This is a genomic window from Ferrovibrio terrae (assembly GCF_943372915.1).
Taxonomy (GTDB): domain Bacteria; phylum Pseudomonadota; class Alphaproteobacteria; order Ferrovibrionales; family Ferrovibrionaceae; genus Ferrovibrio; species Ferrovibrio terrae_A.
This window is the reverse complement of record NZ_CALSAN010000003.1, coordinates 82,714-98,718: the sequence shown is the minus strand read 5'-3', so window position 1 is coordinate 98,718 and position 16,005 is coordinate 82,714. Positions and strand designations below refer to the sequence as shown.

The following is a 16,005-nucleotide window of genomic DNA, read 5'->3' as shown; positions in this document are numbered from 1 at the left end:
CTTCCGATATTACTTGCGTGGCGCCAGCACAAGCTGCGTTTGCGTTACGATGGCGGCCAGCTTGCCATCGGCGCGGCTGATCTTCGTCTGCCACACCATGGTGGTCTTGCCGCGATGCAGCGGTGTGGTCTCGGCATGGGCGGTTTCGCCGGCCGGAATGGCGGCAAAGAAATTGGTCTTGCTCTCGATCGTGGTGGTGGAAAACCCCTCCGCCAGGTTGGCCACGGTGGCCACCGCACCCAAGGTGTCGGCAAAGGCCATCACCGCGCCGCCATGTAGGATCGCCGGCACGGTGCACAGCGCCGCCGTCACCGGCAGTTCGGCTGTCACCTTTTCCGGGGTGACGGAGGTGATCTTCAGGCCCATCAGCGCGGCAAAAGGCAGGGCGGGCAGATCAGGCATGGTTTCCTCCCGGGTTCGGTTTTCCTGACCCTAGCCGCTTCAGCCCGGTCGTGAAAATTACGGTCCGCGAAAAATTATGGCGGAATCCGGGCAACCCCTCCTTGACGGGCGGGGGCGGGCTGCTTAAGTGTTTGGCGCTCTCCCGTGGGGAGTGCTAACAATTCGGGGACTGTGCGACTAACTCGCTGATTTTCCTGAATTTTCCGAATTTAAGATGCGACAGATACCTTAGGAGGATCGCATGAAGTTTCGTCCGCTGCATGATCGCGTGGTGGTGAAGCGTGTTGCTGAAGAAGAGCGCACGGCTGGCGGCATCATCATTCCCGACAGCGCCAAGGAAAAGCCGATGCAGGGTGAAGTCGTCGCCGTTGGCGCCGGCGCCCGCGACGAGGCCGGCAAGGTTCAGCCGCTCGACGTCAAGGCTGGCGACCGCGTGCTGTTCGGCAAGTGGTCGGGCACCGAGGTGAAGCTCGATGGTGAGGAGCTCCTGATCATGAAGGAGTCCGACATCATGGGCATCATCGAAGGCACCCCGGCCAAGAAGTCCAAGGCCGCTTAAGCAAGCGCCTGATCCGTAAGAATCATCCAAGGAGATACAGCTATGGCTGCTAAAGATGTCCGTTTTGGCGCCGATGCGCGTGGCAAGATGCTGCGCGGCGTCGACATTCTCGCCGATGCCGTCAAGGTGACCCTGGGCCCGAAGGGCCGCAACGTGGTGCTGGACAAGTCGTTCGGCGCGCCGCGCATCACCAAGGACGGTGTGACGGTCGCGAAGGAAATCGAGCTCGCCGACAAGTTCGAGAACATGGGCGCCCAGATGGTGCGCGAAGTGGCCTCGAAGGCGAACGACCAGGCCGGCGACGGCACCACCACCGCCACCGTGCTGGCCCAGGCCATCGTCCGCGAAGGCGGCAAGGCCGTTGCCGCCGGCATGAACCCGATGGATCTGAAGCGCGGTATCGACCTCGCGGTCGAGAAGATCGTCGAAGATCTGAAGAGCCGTTCGAAGAAGATCTCGGGCGCCAAGGAAATCGCCCAGGTCGGCACCATCTCGGCCAACGGCGACACCGAAATCGGCAACATGATTGCCAAGGCCATGGAAAAGGTCGGCAACGAGGGCGTCATCACGGTGGAAGAGGCCAAGAGCCTCGAGACCGAGCTGGACGTCGTCGAAGGCATGCAGTTCGACCGCGGTTATCTCTCGCCGTATTTCATCACCAATGCCGAGAAGATGATCTGCGACATGGAAAACCCCTACATTCTTCTCCATGAGAAGAAGCTGTCGGGTCTCCAGGCCATGCTGCCGGTTCTCGAAGCCGTCGTGCAGACCGGCCGTCCGCTGCTGATCGTCGCCGAAGATGTCGAGGGCGAAGCCCTTGCCACCCTGGTGGTGAACAAGCTGCGCGGTGGCCTGAAGGTTGCCGCCGTCAAGGCGCCGGGCTTCGGCGATCGCCGCAAGGCCATGCTGGAAGACATCGCGATCCTGACCGGTGGCCAGCTGATCTCGGAAGACCTCGGCATCAAGCTGGAGTCGGTCACCCTGCAGATGCTGGGCACCGCCAAGAAGGTCACGATCGACAAGGAAAACACCACGATCGTTGCCGGCGCCGGCAAGAACAAGGACATCCAGGCTCGCGTTGGCCAGATCAAGGCGCAGATCGAGGAAACCACCTCGGACTACGACCGTGAGAAGCTGCAGGAGCGTCTGGCCAAGCTGGCCGGTGGCGTTGCCGTGATCAAGGTTGGCGGCGCCAGCGAGATCGAGGTGAAGGAGCGCAAGGATCGCGTTGATGACGCGCTGCATGCGACCCGCGCCGCGGTCGAAGAAGGCATCGTTCCGGGCGGCGGCACTGCGCTGCTGTACTCGGTGCGCGCCATCGACAAGGTCAAGGTCGACAATGCCGACCAGAAGCATGGCGTGGAAATCATCCGCCGCGCCCTGCAGGCTCCGGTCCGTCAGATCGCCGAGAATGCCGGCGTTGATGGTGCCGTGGTGGCCGGCAAGCTGCTGGAGTCCAAGGACACCAGCTGGGGCTTCAACGCCCAGACCGAAGAATACACCGACCTGGTGAAGGCCGGCGTCATCGACCCCACCAAGGTCGTGCGCGTCGCGCTGCAGGGTGCCGCTTCGGTGGCCGGCCTGCTGATCACCACCGAAGCCATGGTTGCTGATCGTCCGGAGCCCAAGGGTGCGGCCGGCGGCGGCGCCCCGGGCGGCATGGGCGGTATGGGCGGCATGGGCGGCATGGACTTCTAAGTCCGACGCTCTTTCGTTCAGAGCTTACGAGAAGGCCCGGTGGAAACACCGGGCCTTTTTCGTGGCGCGCCGCTCCATTAGCATCACGCCCATGACCCAGCGCTACGAAGACATTCTCGCTTTCCTTGAAGTGGTGAAGGCCGGCGGTTTCACTGCTGCCGGCGCGCGGCTCGGTCTGGCCAAGTCGGTGGTCAGCGACCGCGTGCGCAACCTGGAAAATGCGCTGGGCGTCGAACTGCTGCGCCGCACCACCCGCAGCGTGACGCCGACCGACCGCGGCACCGAACTGTTTGAGACGCTCCATCCCCTGGTGCAGGGCGTCACCGCGGCAGTGGATGCCGCCGCCGCCGCCGATGGGCCGCTCACCGGTCGCCTGCGCATGACGGCGCCGATCAGCTTCGGCATGCGCTATCTCACGCCGGTGATCACCGCCTTTGCCCAGGCGCATCCGCAGCTGGAGATCGCGCTCGATTTCGACGACCGCGCCGTCGACATCATCGGCGCCGGCTACGATCTCGCCCTGCGCGTCGGCCGCCTGACCGATTCCAGCCTGATGGCGCGCAAGCTCTGCGACAGCGACCGTGTGGTCTGCTGCAGTCCGGGCTATCTCAAACAGCATGGCCGGCCGAAAGGCGTCGAGGATCTCGCGCAGCACGCCACCATCGACTATGCCAACCTGCATGCCGGCCGGCTGTGGCGCTTCGAGCCAGCCACGCCTGGCGATGAGCCGCGCGTGGTGGAGACCAGCAGCCGCATCGTGGTCAACAACGGCGAGGCGATGCGCGACATGGCGATTGCTGGTTTAGGGATCATCGTGCTGCCGCGTTTCATCATTGCCGATGCGCTGCACAGCGGCGCCCTGGTCGAGGCGATGCCGCCGGGAATCCGCCCGCTGCCGGATGCGATCTATGCCGTCTATCCGCCGACCCGCCACATGCCGCGCAAGCTCCGCGCCATGGTCGATCACCTGGCCGCCAGCTTTGCCGGCACGCCGCCGTGGCTGGCGCTGAAACCGGCGAAACCGGCGAAATCCCGCCGCGCCTGATCGTCCGGCCCAGATTGTCCGGCCTGGCCGGACAGTGGGTCCGGACCATGCTAGCTAATCGCTACCATCGCTTTTGCGTAGGGTCTTCTCACCGGCGAACGACACGCCGCCACAGATCGAAACCCTGACCCACGCATAAGGATGACGACCATGACCAAGACCTTCACCTACAACCGCCTCGACAAGAACAACGCCGCCGTTCTGCTGGTCGACCACCAGGCCGGCCTGCTCTCGCTGGTGCGCGACATCGACCCCGACAAGTTCCGCAACAACGTGCTGGCGGTCGCCGATCTGGCGAAATACTTCAAGCTGCCCACCATCCTGACCACCAGCTTCGAAAACGGCCCGAACGGCCCGCTGATGCCGGAGCTGAAGGAGATGTTCCCCGACGCGCCCTATATCGCCCGCCCGGGCAACATCAACGCCTGGGATAACGAAGACTTCGTGAAAGCCGTGAAGGCCACCGGCAAGAAGCAGCTGATCATCGCCGGCGTCGTCACCGAGGTCTGCGTTGCCTTCCCGGCGCTCTCGGCGCTCGAAGAAGAGTTCGAGGTCTTCGTGGTGACCGATGCGTCTGGCACCTTCAACGAGATCGCCCAGCAGGCGGCCTGGAACCGCATGAGCCAGGCCGGCGCGCAGCTGATGAACTGGTTCGGCGTGGCCTGCGAGCTGCATCGCGACTGGCGCAACGATGTTGAGGGTCTGGCCAAGCTGTTTGCCGACCATATCCCCGACTACAAGAATCTGATGACGAGCTACTTCGCCCAGACCCGCAATTCCGCGGCGAAGTAAGCGGGGCGTGGCCCGCGGAAAAGGTCCGGTCGCCGTGCGTGGTGGCCGGGCCTTTTCTTTTGCATCCGCCTGGATATCAGCGAGGCGCTGCCATGTATCGCCTGGCTGCACATAACCGAAAATCAATCGGTCCGATTGGCCGGGCAACCCGAATTATAGAAATGAAATTTGCTGTCGCGCGCGGTCTGACAAGAATGGCGCAGGTCACTTCAGATCACGCCCGAGGCCATCATGTCCCGCCCGTCACCCACCACCCACGAGCGCACTTTCTCCGAAGACGAGCTCATCGTCAGCAAGACCGATCTCAACGGCCGCCTGACCTACGTCAACGATGTTTTCTGCCAGGTCGGCCTTTACACGGAGGGCGAACTGCTCGGCCAGCCGCACAGCATCGTGCGGCATCCGGACATGCCGCGCGCCGTCTTCCATATGCTGTGGCAGCGCATCCAGAACGGCGAAGAAATCTTCGCCTTTGTGAAGAACATGGCCAAGAACGGCGACTACTACTGGGTGCTCGCCCATGTTGCGCCGAGCCGGGATCGGCAGGGCCGCATCGATGGCTATCACTCCAACCTGCGCCTGCCGCAGCGCGAGTCGCTGAAACGCATCGAACCGATCTACCGGCGCTTGCTCGAAGAAGAGAACCGCCATCCGGATCGCAAGCAGGGTATGCATGCGGCCGCCGCGATGCTGCAGGCTACTCTGGACGAGGCCAGGCAGAGCTACGATGAATTCGTCTTCAGCCTCGCCGCCTGATAGACACGGATACCGATCACGGTCGTATCGCGAACTTCCGGAACCGCACCGGCCGCTGAAACGGCGGGTCTAGATCTACAGGCCCGGGAGGTATCCCAGGCCTTTTCGTTGGTGGTCCGGCCCTTTCCCCCGGCGATTCCGGCCTACATCATGGCAGCATCCTGTTCCGCTGCCATCGAGGCCCTGTATGACCAAGTCCCTTGTCGTCGCCACCGCCGCCATGCTGGCCGTGCTCGCTGTGCTCGATGCGGTCTGGCTCAGCACGGCAACCAAGCTGCTCTACCGGCCCAGGCTCGGTGCGCTGCTCAACGAGATGCCGGTCTGGTGGGCTGCGATCGCTTTCTACCTGCTCTATGCCGCCGGCGTGATGCTGTTCGTGTTGCGCCCGGCGCTGAGCGAGGGCTGGTCGCCGCTGACGGCGGCGCTGTTCGGTGCTGCCTTCGGCCTGGTCGCCTATGGCACCTACGATCTCACCAACCAGGCTTCCATCAGGGACTGGCCAGTGATCGTCACCGTGATCGACATGGCCTGGGGGGCGCTGCTCACGGCAGCAGCGGCCGGCATCGGCATCTGGGCCGGGCAACGGTGGGGCAGCTAGGCGCGACCCTGCCGCGGCAGCGTGACGGTCACCAGCAGGCCTGATGGCGCCGCGGCCGAGAGTTCAATGCCGCCGCGATGGGCCAGGATCACATCGCGCGCGATGGTCAGCCCCAGCCCGGTGCCGCCGGTGTCGCGGTTACGCGAGGTCTCCAGCCGCGTGAATGGCCGGAAGGCGGTTTCCACCTGGTCGGCGGGAATGCCGGGGCCGTCATCGGCGACGGTGACGACAATCGCATCTGCATCATTGCGCAGGCTGACCCGCACGGCGTCGCCGAACTTGCAGCCATTGTCGATCAGGTTGGCGAAGGCGCGGCGGATGGCGATGGGCTGGCAGGGCAGGTCGGCATGGTCCGGCCCCTCATAGATCACCGCGCAGCCGGCATCGGCGGCGGTGTCGCACAGGCTGATCAGCATGGCGGCGAGATCGATGGCGCTGCGCGGCTCGTCTTTCAGCTGATTGCTGGCAAAGGTCAGCGTCGCGCTCATCATCGCTTCCATGTCGTTGATGTCAGACAGCACCTGGCGCTTCTGGTCCTGGTCGGGCAGGTATTCGGCGAACAGCCGCAGGCGGGTCAGCGGCGTGCGCAGGTCGTGGCTGATCGCGGCGATCATCTGCAGGCGGTCATCGACGAAGCGCTTCAGCCGCAGCTGCATGCTGTTGAAGGAGCTGCCGATCGCCTGCAGCTCCGGCGCGTTAAAATCGCGCACTAGGCTGAGCTCGCGGTCGCGTCCCAGTTTCTCCGCCGCCGCCGCCAGGTCGTCCAGCGGCTTGACGATGCCGCGCGCCACCCACACTGACAGCAGCGCGATCATCGCCACGGCGAGGATCGGCAGCACCACATTGCGGATTATGCGCGCCATTTCCTGCCCGTCGCTCTTTGGCATGATCAGCAGCCACTCTTCCGGCCCGATGCGGAAGGCGATGCGCAGGTCGCTGCTCAGCAGATTGTTGAGCTTGGTATCATCCAGAACGTCCTGCATCACCGTCGGCAGTGGCGGCAGGATGATCACCAGCGGCCGCGGTGAATATTCGGGATCATCGGGATCGTCCGCCTTCAGCAGCACATCCTGCTGCGGCAAGCCAAGCGTGCCGGCGATCTGCAGGCGCAGGCTTTCAAAGATGGCAGCTTCCGGAAGATGATGGAAATCCGGCTGCGCAGTCAGCGATGTGATGTCGAGCCACTGCCGCACCGGCAGGGTCTCCAGCATGGTTTGCCGCTCGGCCGCCGGTACGGCGAGGCTGCGGCTGTGAATCTCCTGCAGGTTGGCGAGCAACCAGGCATGATCGAAGAACATGATCTCGGGCGGGCGGATCACCAGCGGCAACAGCTTGTCGACCGCCTTCACCGCCAGCAGGCCGCAAATGATGACCAGCCCGATGCGCGGCGCCAGCCGCAGGCGCGACCACAGCGGAATCCTCACGCGGCCAGCCTCATGCTGCGGCATCCCGCGTCAGCGTCACCGTCGCGGTGAAGAAATAGCCTTCGTTGCGGATCGTCTTGATGAAGGCCGGATCCTGCGGATTGGCTTCGATCTTGCGGCGCAGGCGGCTGATCTGCACATCGATGCTGCGGTCATAGGCCTGGCTCATGCGGCCATGCGCCAGGTCCAGCAGCTGGTCGCGGGTCAGCACGCGCTGCGGATGCTCCAGGAAGGCCAGCAGCAGGTCGAATTCGCCGCTGGTCAGGTCGGTCAGCGCGCCGGCCGGCGAGGTCAGCGTGCGCCGGCTGGCATTCAGCTGCCAGCCGCCGAATTCATAGGCTGTCGCCATGGCGCGCTGGGCGGCGGTGCCGGTATCGGCATTGATGCTGGCGGCGCTGAGCCGCCGTGTCACCGCGCGGATGCGCGCCAGCAGCTCGCGCGGGTTGAACGGCTTCACCACATAATCGTCGGCGCCGATCTCCAGGCCGATGATGCGGTCGGTATCGCCGGTCATCGCGGTCAGCAGGATGATCGGCACCGCGCTCTGCGCCCGCATGCGCCGGCACAGCGACAGGCCATCCTCGCCCGGCATCATGATATCCAGCACGATCACGTCGATGCGGGCGGCCTCGCACAGGCTGAACATCTCGCGGCCGTCGCTGGCCTGGCTCACCTTCAGGCCATGGTCGGTCAGGAACCGCGCCAGCATGGCGCGGATGCGGTGGTCGTCGTCGACGATCAGAACGTGTGTGGCGGCAGGGGTATTCACGTGTCTCTCCGGGATGCGGCCAGTATAGCAGCCGGCTGCGGCCTGGCATTGCCCCAGCAACATTCTGAAACATATCGATACGGGGCAGACACCCGTTAGGCCCCCGGCCCGGCTAAGGTGCCGGCCATACCAACCCCCGGATTCAAGAAAAAGAGCGCTCTCCCGATGAAAAGCACTGTCGTCCTGGTCGCCGCCGCCCTTTTCGCCCTGCCGCTGGCCGCCACCGCCCAGCAGCAGCCGGCCCAGCAGCAGCCGGAAAAGCCGGCCAAGAAGGACTGGGATATCCGCCTCGGCGCCGGGGCGTCCTATCAGCCCGATTACGAAGGCAGCGACGATTACGAAGTCTCGCCGATCCCGCTGCTCATGGTCAGCTACAAGGATCTGGTCTTCCTGCGCGGCCCCATGCTGGGGGCCAATCTCTTCACGCTGCAGGGGCCGCGCGAGGGCGACAAGCTGCAGATCGGTCCGCTGCTGCGCTACCAGATGGGCCGCGACGAAGGCGACAACGACGCGCTGCGTGGCCTCGGCGATATCGATGCCGGCGCCGAAGTCGGCGCCTTCATCACCTATCGCACCGGCCCGTGGTCCACCGGCCTCACGGTTTTCCGCGATGTCACCGATGCCCATGACGGCCTGACGGCGAAAGCCAGCGGCGGCTACATGCACAGCTTCGGCCCCAAGCTGCGCGCCCGCACCGAACTCTACACCACCTGGGCGGATGACAATTACACGCAGACCTTCTTCGGCATCACCGCGGCACAGGCGCGGCGCAGCGGCCTGCGGCAGTATACCGCCGAAGGCGGCATCAAGGATGTCGGCCTGTCGCTCGATCTGGATTACAGCCTGACGGAGAACTGGGGCATCACCGGCCGGCTCGGCTACAAGCGCCTGCTCGGCGATGCGGCCGACAGCCCGCTGGTCGATGGCAAGGGCTCGGCCGACCAGTTCAGCACTGGCCTGATGCTCAGCTACAGGTTCTGAGCCATGAGCGAGCCATGGTCCATGATTGCGCCGTGGTACTGGGCAAACTGGGCCGTGGTGCTGAGCAGCCTGATGGCGGGCGTGCTGGTCTCGGTGCTGGGCCGCCGGCTCTCGCCCTTCTGGTATATCGTCAACGTGCTGGCGATCGCGCTCTATCTCTGCTCCTGCCTGGCCACGGTGCTGAGTTCGATCCATCTGGAAGAAGACATCATGCTGGCCGGCCTGCAGCTCGGCATCGCGGTGGCGATCCTGGTCGTCACCAGCTATCGCCTGCATCTGCTCGGCGTGGTGATCTTCGTCGCCGGCAGCGGCGGCATGGCGCTGTTCCGCATCGTCGCCACCATGGCGCATCCGCTCAGTGCCTATGATCTCGGTGTCCTGATGCTGGATGTGGTCAGCGTAGGTTTCCTCATCGTGCTCTGGCCCTATGTGCATGCCGAGCTGCGCCATATGGGCGCGCTGGCCCACCGCTACAGCCTGCTGCAGGAACGCTAGGCGGAGTAAGCCAGGCCATGACAATCCGGGTATTGGTGCTTGAGCCCTGGGCCCTGACCGCCTATAAGGGGCGCCCTTCAAAGCCACCCCGGATAAAACCCTCCCCGCCATGGCCTCAGTGCAGCGCGCCATCGGTGTCGATTTCGGCACCACCAACACGGTCGTCGCCATCGCCGGCGCCGATGGCACGGTCACGCCGGTGCGCTTTTCCCATGCCGATGTGGTGCATGAGATCTTCCGTTCGGCGCTGTGCTACGAGGATGTGCCGGGCAATCCGCGCCATATCGAAACCTCGGCCGGGCCCTGGGCCATCGAGCAGTTCCTTGCCACGCCGCATGAGCATCGCTTCATCCAGTCATTTAAATCCTTCGCCGCCAGTCCGCTGTTCACCTCGACGCAGATTTTCGGCAAGCGCTTTTCCTATGAAGACATCCTGAGCGGTTTTCTCACGCTGCTGCGCCGCCATGCCGGTGCCGCGCTGCAGGATATGGCCAGCCTGCCGGTCATCGCCGGCCGCCCGGTGCGCTTTGTCGGTGCCGCGCCCGATCCAGCACTGGCGCTGGCCCGCATGGATGCGTCCTACGCGCGCGCCGGTTTCCCCGCCATGCGTTATGCCTTCGAGCCGGTTGGCGCGGCGTTTTTCTTTGCCCGCCGGCTGCAACAGGACGCCACCATCCTGGTGGCCGATTTCGGCGGCGGCACCAGCGATTTCTCGCTGATGCGCTTTCGCAAGACAGCGCAGGGTATCAGCGCCGAACCGCTCGGCCATTCCGGCGTCGGCGTTGCCGGCGATGCCTTCGATTTCCGCATCATCGACAACGTGGTGGCGCCGCGCCTGGGCAAGGGCGGCAGCTATCGCAACGACGGCAAGACGCTGCCGATCCCCGGCCAGCATTACGCGCAGTTCGCGCAATGGCACCAGCTCGCCATGCTGAAATCGCCCAAGGTGCTGGCCGAGCTGCGCGCGCTGGCGAAAGCCGCCGTCGATCCGGCTGCCCTGGAGGATTTCATCACCGTGGTCGAGATGGATCTCGGCTTCGGCCTCTATCGCGCGGTTTCGGATGCCAAGACCGCGCTGTCTTCGGCCGAGCAGACCGTGCTGCGCTTTGCCATGGAAGGCATCGAGATCCGCGAGACCGTGCGGCGCCGGGATTTCGAACGCTGGATCTCGCCCGAGCTTTCGCAGATCGATGCAGCGCTGGATCAGGTCTTCGCGGTCTCGGGGCTGACGCCGGCTGCCGTCGACCAGGTGTTCATGACCGGCGGCTCGTCCTTCGTGCCGGCCCTGCGCGCGCTGTTCGAATCCCGCTTCGGCGCGGAGCGTCTGGCCACCGGCGACCAGCTGCAGTCGATTGCCTCAGGGCTGGCCCTGATCGGCCTGGAGGCCGACCCGGCGCAGTGGCTGGCCGGAGTGGAGATCCCGGCGGCTTAAGGCCCGACCTAGCTGAACTGTTCGCGCGCCAGCTTGGCGCCCTTGCCCAGCGCCTCCAGCTTGGCGGCGGCCACCGCAGTATCCAGCGGCGCCAGGCCGCAGTTGCTGCAGGGGATCAGCTTGTTCTTCGGCACATACTGGAGCGCGGTCCTGATCGTGGCAACGATCTGCTCCGGCGTCTCGATGGCGTCGGTGGCGACATCGATCACGCCGACCATCACCTCCTTGCCGTCCAGCAGCGCCATCAGATGCGGCGGCACCCGGCTGTTGATGCATTCGAGCGACACCTGGTCGATTTTGCTTTTCGCCAGTGCCGGGAAGAAATCCTCATACTGGCGCCATTCTTCGCCCAGGCTGGCTTTCCAGTCGATATTGGCCTTGATGCCATAGCCGTAGCAGATATGCACGGCGGTCTTGCAGGTCAGGCCGTCGATGGCGCGATGCAGTGCCTCGATGCCCCATTCGCCGGCCTGTTTGGTATAGGCGTTGAAGGCCGGCTCGTCGAACTGGATGATATCCACGCCTTCGGCCTGCAGCGCTTTCGCCTCGGCATTCAGCAGGTCGGCAAAGGCCATCGCCATCTTGATGCGGTCGCCGTAATACTCGTCGGCAATGGTGTCGATGATGGTCATCGGGCCGGGCAGGGTGAATTTCAGCTTGCGCTTGGTATGGGTGCGGCAGAAAGCGCCCTCCCAGGGATGTGCGCGGCTCTTCTGTTCCAGCTTGCCCACCACGCGCGGCACCATCGCCTTGTAGCGGTTGTCGCGGATGCCCATCTCCACCTTGTTCTGGCGGTCGATGCCGGCGATGTTCTCGACAAAGCCATGCACGAAATGCTGGCGCGACATCTCGCCGTCGCCAACGATATCGAGGCCGGCATCTTCCTGCAGCTTGAGCCACAGCAGCGTCGCGTCGCGCTTGGCGTCTTCGAGGCCTTTGCCCTCCGCCTTCCATTGCGGCCACAGCTTGTGCGTCTCGGCCAGCCAGGCGGGTTTCGGCAGGCTGCCGGCGACGGCGGTGGGAAACAGATGGGCTGCGGACATTGTCTTGCTCCTCCCGATTCGGGGCAGCACCATAGCATGGCCCGACTCAGGTTCAGAAATGGTCCGGCCGGTCAGTCGGCGGGCGCTGCAGCATAGGCGGGAATCTGGAACTGGCGGCGGTAGCTGCCCGGCGACAGGCCGGTCACGCGCTTGAACAGGCGGCGGAAAAAGGCCGGGTCTTCATAGCCCACCTGCCAGCCGATCTCATCGGCCGCATCGCGGGTCACCTCCAGCCGGCGCTTGGCCTCCTCGATGCGCAGTTGCTGCACATAGGCCAGCGGTGCCAGGCCGGTCGCCTTGGTGAAGCGGCGCTTAAAGGTGCGTTCGGCCAGGCTGGACTGGCGCACCACCTGCTCGACCGGATCGGCCACCGAGTAATGCGTTGCCAGCCAGTTCTGCGCCTCCAGGATCGCGGCATCACCGTGGTCGCGGCGGCCCTCGAAGGTGATGAAGGGCTGCAGGCCGTCGCGATGCCATTGCAGCGCGTAGAACTTTGCCACGGCGCGCGCCGCCGCTTCGCCATTGTGCCGCGTCACCAGATAGAGCGCGAGATCATGCCATGACATTGATGCGCCGCAGGAGACGAACTGCTGCCGCTCGCCCGCGATGGTCAGCGTCTGCTCGGGAAACACCGGCACCTTGGGGAAGATGCTGCGGAAATGCGGGCCGTAGGACCAGTGCACGGTGCTGCGCTGGCCATCCAGCAGGCCGGTTTCGGCGATCAGGAAAATCCCCGAACAGGCCGAGCAAAGCGTGGCGCCCGCATCATGCTGCCGCGCCAGCCAATCCACCAGGCCGCCATAGCGCCCGGTTTTCCAGGTCTGCATCACCAGGGCCGGCACGATGATGATGTCGGTATGGTCGACGTCGCGAAAGCCGCGATGCACCTGGATCGGCGTGCCGCCGGCCACCACCAGCGCGCCGGCGGCCTCGCCCACCACCTCCACCTGAAACGGCGTGATCTTGGGCAGGCCGGGAATGATGTCCTGCATCTGCGGGAAGGCATTCATCAGGTCATACATGCCAAACAGCACCGAGGCCGAGGCTTCGGGGATGGCGATCAGGCTGACATGGGTGGATCGAGGCTTCATTCTGGCGCCTCAATGGCACAAGAGAACCGGGATTGACAAGTTACGCTCTCACGCTTGGCCCTGACAATCGCCATTGTGCCGGCCGCCCACTCCCCCCGGGCAGCAGATACAGGTGAGATCGTCCATGAACGCGATTGCGATTAACGAAGACAAGCTGCATGCCCTGGTCGGCATGGCGGTCGGTGACATGTCGGCCAGTAACGGCGGCGTGATGATCAGCATCGGCCACAAGCTGGGCCTCTACAAGGCGATGGCGGGTCAGGGCCCGATCAGCTCGGCCGACCTGGCCAAGCGCGCCGGTTGCGCCGAACGCTATGTGCGCGAATGGCTGAACTGCAACGCCGCCGGCAACTATGTGGCCTATCACCCGGCCACGCAGACCTACGAACTCACGCCCGAACAGACGCTGCTGCTGGCCGACGATACCAGCCCGGTCTTCGTGCCGAATGCCTGGGAGGTCGCCGCCTCACTGTGGCATGACGAAGCCAAGACCATCGAGGCCTTCCGCACCGGCAAGGGCGTCGCCTGGGGCGACCACCATGAGCGTCTCTATTGCGGCGTCGCGGCGTTCTTCCGCAACGGCTATGCCGCGCATCTGGTGCCGGACTGGCTGCCGGCGCTGGAGGGCGTTGTGCCCAAACTCGAAAAGGGCGCCCGGGTTGCCGATATCGGCTGCGGCCACGGCCACTCCGCCATCATCATGGCCAAGGCTTTTCCGCATGCACGCTTCTGGGGCTTCGATACTCATGCCGGCTCGATTGCCACGGCGCGCGAGAATGCGAAAAAGGCCGGCGTGGCCGACCGGGTGCAGTTCGACGTGGCGCAGGCCGGCGCCTATCCGGAAACCGGCTTCGACCTCATCTGCTTCTTCGATGCGCTGCATGACATGGGCCATCCCGATCGCGCGCTGCAGCAGGCGGCCAAGGCGCTGGCCAAGGATGGCACGCTGATGCTGGTCGAGCCTTTTGCCAATGACAAGGTGGAAGACAACCTCAACCCGATCGGCCGCATGTATTACGCCGGCTCAACTGCGCTGTGCTGTGCGCATGCGATCTCGGAAAACGGCAGCCATGTGCTGGGGGCCCAGGCCGGCGAGGGGCGGCTGGCCGAGCTGGCCAAGGCCAACGGCTTCTCGCAGTTCCGCCGCGCCACCGCCACGCCGTTCAACCTGATCCTCGAAGCGCGGCTCTGATGCGGGCGATGGCATTGGCGGTTCTCGGCCGGCGCGCCGAGGACCGCCACACGCCCTGGCTGACGCGACTGCTGGAGGCCCTGCGCGTGCAACACCGGAGAATCCGGGCCCGCCAGGCTCTGGCGCGGATCGATCATCGCACCCTGCGGGATGCGGGGATCGATCCGGTTGCCGCAACCTACGAAGCTTCGCTGCCCTTCTGGGTCGCGGAACGGCGCCTGCGCGACCTGTGACAGAGAGTGCCGCCCGCGGGCGGCCATAGAGGAATCATTCGATGTCGATGGCACATACCGATGCTGCGGCCGGATTCGGCCCGGCAACCGATACCGCCTGGCGCCTGCGCCTGAAGGAAGGCGGCGCGCTGCTGCGGCTGGCCATACCGATCATGCTGATCGCACTGGTCAACATGGGCATGAGCGTGACCGACACGCTGATGGTGTCGATTCTGTTCGGCACCGATGCGCTGGCAGCGGTGGCGGTGGGCAGCGATCTCTACTCGATCCTTTTCTACCTCTGTGCCGGCACGCTCGGCGGCATTGCGCCGTTCTATGCCGCGGCGGCCGCGCGGGCGGATGCAGCGGATCGGCAGCGGCTCGAACGGATCGGCTGGGTCATGGTCGCCCTGCTGGCGGCGCTGGCCGTACCGGCCGTCTGGTTCGCACCCGCCTGGCTGCGGCTCTTTGGCCTTGATCCCGCCTTGCTCGCGCTGGGTCAGGGCTACACGCGCGCCATGGCGCTCACCCTGCTGCCGATGCTAGGCGTCATGCTCTATCGCACCATCCTCACGGCGGCAGAGAAGCCGAAGGTCTTTCTCAAAGTCACGCTGGTGATGCTGCCGCTGAATGCGGCCGGCAACTACGTGCTGATGATGGGTGCGGGGCCGATTCCCGCCTTCGGCCCCACCGGTGCCGGCATCTCCACCCTGCTGGTCGCAGTGGCCAGCCTGGCGGCGCTGGTCGTCACGGCGCGCCGCGTTGCGCCGGCCGCATCGCTGGTGGCAGATATCGACTGGCGCGGCCTGATGGCCGTGCTGCGGGTCGGTATTCCCATCGGGATCACCACGGCCACCGAAACCGGTATCTTCCTGGCGGTGACCCTCTATGCCGCGACGCTCGGTGCTGCCGATGTGGCCGCGCATACGCTGACCCTGCGGATGGCGGGGATTGTCTATGCCGGATCTGCAGCCATGCTGCAGGCAGCGATGGTTCGCATGGCGCGGGCAGACAGCCTGGGCGATGCGCGCGCGGCCCAGGCCGTTGTCACCAGCAGCCTGATCCTGTCCTGCACCGGCGGCACAATCTTGTGCCTGCTGCTGGCGCTGGGCGCCCAGCCGCTGGCGACATGGTTTTTCGACACCAGCGCGGCGGGTATCGCGGCAATCCAGGTTGCGGTCGGGCTGCTGCTGCTGCTCGGGCTGCTGGAGTTTGCCGCCTATCCAGGGCTGGCGGCCTCGGGCCTGCTGCGCGGGCGCAAGGATACCCGGGCGCCCATGGTCTATATGCTGATCGCCTACTGGGGCATCGGTGCGCCTGTCGGCATTTATCTCTGCGAAATCCAGGCGCTGGGTGTGACCGGCCTGTGGATCGGCCTCGTCACCGGCGCTTGCCTCACCACCGTGCTGACGCTGGCGCGATTGCTTGCCCGCCGCTAGCGGCGCCACACCCGCAGGGCGTGGATTTGCCTCCCGTTGCCGGGCGCATTAGACTCGCGCCGCCCGAGATACAAAAA

The 16,005-nt window shown here is 65.1% G+C and carries 17 protein-coding genes; 12 read left to right on the top strand and 5 right to left on the bottom strand.

Annotated features, from left to right (window positions below):
• Positions 1-9: 9 nt before the first annotated feature.
• Entirely contained in the window at positions 10-402 is a 393-nt protein-coding gene (locus tag AAG821_RS03200) for a PaaI family thioesterase (RefSeq protein ID WP_341910289.1), read from the bottom strand.
• A 241-nt stretch (positions 403-643) separates the two neighbouring features.
• Between AAG821_RS03200 and groES the strand changes: the two genes are divergently transcribed.
• The 6 genes from groES (at position 644) to AAG821_RS03170 (ending at position 5,850) form a co-directional block, all read left to right on the top strand.
• On the top strand, positions 644-961 hold the full coding sequence (gene groES, locus AAG821_RS03195; RefSeq protein WP_341894209.1) for a co-chaperone GroES: 318 nt from the start codon (positions 644-646) through the stop codon (positions 959-961).
• Between the two features lie 42 nt (positions 962-1,003).
• Positions 1,004-2,659, top strand: a complete 1,656-nt coding sequence (gene groL / locus AAG821_RS03190; RefSeq protein ID WP_341910290.1) for a chaperonin GroEL — start codon at positions 1,004-1,006, stop codon at positions 2,657-2,659.
• 91 nt (positions 2,660-2,750) lie between these two features.
• Entirely contained in the window at positions 2,751-3,704 is a 954-nt protein-coding gene (locus AAG821_RS03185) for a LysR family transcriptional regulator (RefSeq protein ID WP_341910291.1), read from the top strand.
• A 150-nt stretch (positions 3,705-3,854) separates the two neighbouring features.
• On the top strand, positions 3,855-4,496 hold the full coding sequence (gene ycaC, locus AAG821_RS03180; protein WP_341910292.1) for an isochorismate family cysteine hydrolase YcaC: 642 nt from the start codon (positions 3,855-3,857) through the stop codon (positions 4,494-4,496).
• Between the two features lie 231 nt (positions 4,497-4,727).
• Complete coding sequence (locus AAG821_RS03175; RefSeq protein WP_341910293.1) at positions 4,728-5,252, top strand: PAS domain-containing protein; 525 nt, start codon at positions 4,728-4,730, stop codon at positions 5,250-5,252.
• A gap of 187 nt (positions 5,253-5,439) precedes the next feature.
• Positions 5,440-5,850, top strand: coding sequence for a DUF2177 family protein (locus AAG821_RS03170; RefSeq protein ID WP_341910294.1), 411 nt, complete (start codon positions 5,440-5,442; stop codon positions 5,848-5,850).
• Here AAG821_RS03170 and AAG821_RS03165 read toward each other — a convergent pair.
• Both AAG821_RS03165 and AAG821_RS03160 read right to left on the bottom strand, forming a co-directional pair.
• The gene (locus AAG821_RS03165) at positions 5,847-7,274 is read right to left on the bottom strand and encodes an ATP-binding protein (RefSeq protein ID WP_341910295.1); all 1,428 of its coding nucleotides are present in this window, start codon (positions 7,272-7,274) and stop codon (positions 5,847-5,849) included. The genes AAG821_RS03170 and AAG821_RS03165 overlap by 4 nt on opposite strands.
• 10 nt (positions 7,275-7,284) lie before the next feature.
• Positions 7,285-8,043 carry a response regulator gene (locus tag AAG821_RS03160; RefSeq protein ID WP_341910296.1) on the bottom strand — a complete coding sequence of 253 codons (759 nt, stop codon included), beginning with the start codon at positions 8,041-8,043 and terminating at the stop codon, positions 7,285-7,287.
• Between the two features lie 165 nt (positions 8,044-8,208).
• On the opposite strand from AAG821_RS03160, the gene AAG821_RS03155 reads away from it, so the two are divergent.
• The 3 genes from AAG821_RS03155 (at position 8,209) to AAG821_RS03145 (ending at position 10,951) form a co-directional block, all read left to right on the top strand.
• The gene (locus AAG821_RS03155) at positions 8,209-9,024 is read left to right on the top strand and encodes a MipA/OmpV family protein (protein ID WP_341910297.1); all 816 of its coding nucleotides are present in this window, start codon (positions 8,209-8,211) and stop codon (positions 9,022-9,024) included.
• Between the two features lie 3 nt (positions 9,025-9,027).
• Entirely contained in the window at positions 9,028-9,519 is a 492-nt protein-coding gene (locus AAG821_RS03150) for a hypothetical protein (RefSeq protein WP_341910298.1), read from the top strand.
• A gap of 109 nt (positions 9,520-9,628) precedes the next feature.
• Positions 9,629-10,951, top strand: a complete 1,323-nt coding sequence (locus tag AAG821_RS03145) for an Hsp70 family protein (protein ID WP_341910299.1) — start codon at positions 9,629-9,631, stop codon at positions 10,949-10,951.
• Positions 10,952-10,959: 8 nt separating this feature from the next.
• Here the strand turns inward: AAG821_RS03145 and AAG821_RS03140 are convergent, their stop codons facing one another.
• Together AAG821_RS03140 and AAG821_RS03135 are read right to left on the bottom strand one after the other, a co-directional pair.
• Positions 10,960-11,994, bottom strand: coding sequence for a methionine synthase (locus AAG821_RS03140; protein WP_341910300.1), 1,035 nt, complete (start codon positions 11,992-11,994; stop codon positions 10,960-10,962).
• A 71-nt stretch (positions 11,995-12,065) separates the two neighbouring features.
• Positions 12,066-13,085: a helix-turn-helix domain-containing protein gene (locus AAG821_RS03135; protein WP_341910301.1), complete on the bottom strand. Its 1,020-nt coding sequence runs from the start codon at positions 13,083-13,085 to the stop codon at positions 12,066-12,068.
• Positions 13,086-13,209: 124 nt separating this feature from the next.
• Here AAG821_RS03135 and AAG821_RS03130 point away from each other — a divergent pair, with 124 nt between their 5' ends.
• Genes AAG821_RS03130 through AAG821_RS03120 form a run of 3 tightly spaced genes read left to right on the top strand, consistent with a single transcriptional unit; the run spans position 13,210 to position 15,928 of the window.
• Complete coding sequence (locus AAG821_RS03130) at positions 13,210-14,277, top strand: class I SAM-dependent methyltransferase (protein ID WP_341910302.1); 1,068 nt, start codon at positions 13,210-13,212, stop codon at positions 14,275-14,277.
• Positions 14,278-14,285: 8 nt separating this feature from the next.
• Positions 14,286-14,510: a hypothetical protein gene (locus AAG821_RS03125; protein WP_341910303.1), complete on the top strand. Its 225-nt coding sequence runs from the start codon at positions 14,286-14,288 to the stop codon at positions 14,508-14,510.
• 41 nt (positions 14,511-14,551) lie between these two features.
• Positions 14,552-15,928, top strand: coding sequence for an MATE family efflux transporter (locus AAG821_RS03120; RefSeq protein ID WP_341910304.1), 1,377 nt, complete (start codon positions 14,552-14,554; stop codon positions 15,926-15,928).
• The last annotated feature ends 77 nt before the right edge of the window (positions 15,929-16,005 follow it).

Excerpts from the sequence above, each read along its gene's own strand:
- AAG821_RS03130 (WP_341910302.1), top strand. The coding sequence starts at position 13,210 with ATGAACGCGATTGCGATTAACGAAGACAAGCTGCATGCCCTGGTCGGC.
- AAG821_RS03135 (WP_341910301.1), bottom strand. The coding sequence starts at position 13,085 with ATGAAGCCTCGATCCACCCATGTCAGCCTGATCGCCATCCCCGAAGCC.
- AAG821_RS03175 (WP_341910293.1), top strand. The coding sequence starts at position 4,728 with ATGTCCCGCCCGTCACCCACCACCCACGAGCGCACTTTCTCCGAAGAC.
- AAG821_RS03170 (WP_341910294.1), top strand. The coding sequence starts at position 5,440 with ATGACCAAGTCCCTTGTCGTCGCCACCGCCGCCATGCTGGCCGTGCTC.
- AAG821_RS03145 (WP_341910299.1), top strand. The coding sequence starts at position 9,629 with ATGGCCTCAGTGCAGCGCGCCATCGGTGTCGATTTCGGCACCACCAAC.
- AAG821_RS03120 (WP_341910304.1), top strand. The coding sequence starts at position 14,552 with ATGTCGATGGCACATACCGATGCTGCGGCCGGATTCGGCCCGGCAACC.
- AAG821_RS03125 (WP_341910303.1), top strand. The coding sequence starts at position 14,286 with ATGGCATTGGCGGTTCTCGGCCGGCGCGCCGAGGACCGCCACACGCCC.
- ycaC (WP_341910292.1), top strand. The coding sequence starts at position 3,855 with ATGACCAAGACCTTCACCTACAACCGCCTCGACAAGAACAACGCCGCC.
- AAG821_RS03150 (WP_341910298.1), top strand. The coding sequence starts at position 9,028 with ATGAGCGAGCCATGGTCCATGATTGCGCCGTGGTACTGGGCAAACTGG.
- groL (WP_341910290.1), top strand. The coding sequence starts at position 1,004 with ATGGCTGCTAAAGATGTCCGTTTTGGCGCCGATGCGCGTGGCAAGATG.
- AAG821_RS03200 (WP_341910289.1), bottom strand. The coding sequence starts at position 402 with ATGCCTGATCTGCCCGCCCTGCCTTTTGCCGCGCTGATGGGCCTGAAG.
- AAG821_RS03185 (WP_341910291.1), top strand. The coding sequence starts at position 2,751 with ATGACCCAGCGCTACGAAGACATTCTCGCTTTCCTTGAAGTGGTGAAG.
- groES (WP_341894209.1), top strand. The coding sequence starts at position 644 with ATGAAGTTTCGTCCGCTGCATGATCGCGTGGTGGTGAAGCGTGTTGCT.
- AAG821_RS03140 (WP_341910300.1), bottom strand. The coding sequence starts at position 11,994 with ATGTCCGCAGCCCATCTGTTTCCCACCGCCGTCGCCGGCAGCCTGCCG.
- AAG821_RS03155 (WP_341910297.1), top strand. The coding sequence starts at position 8,209 with ATGAAAAGCACTGTCGTCCTGGTCGCCGCCGCCCTTTTCGCCCTGCCG.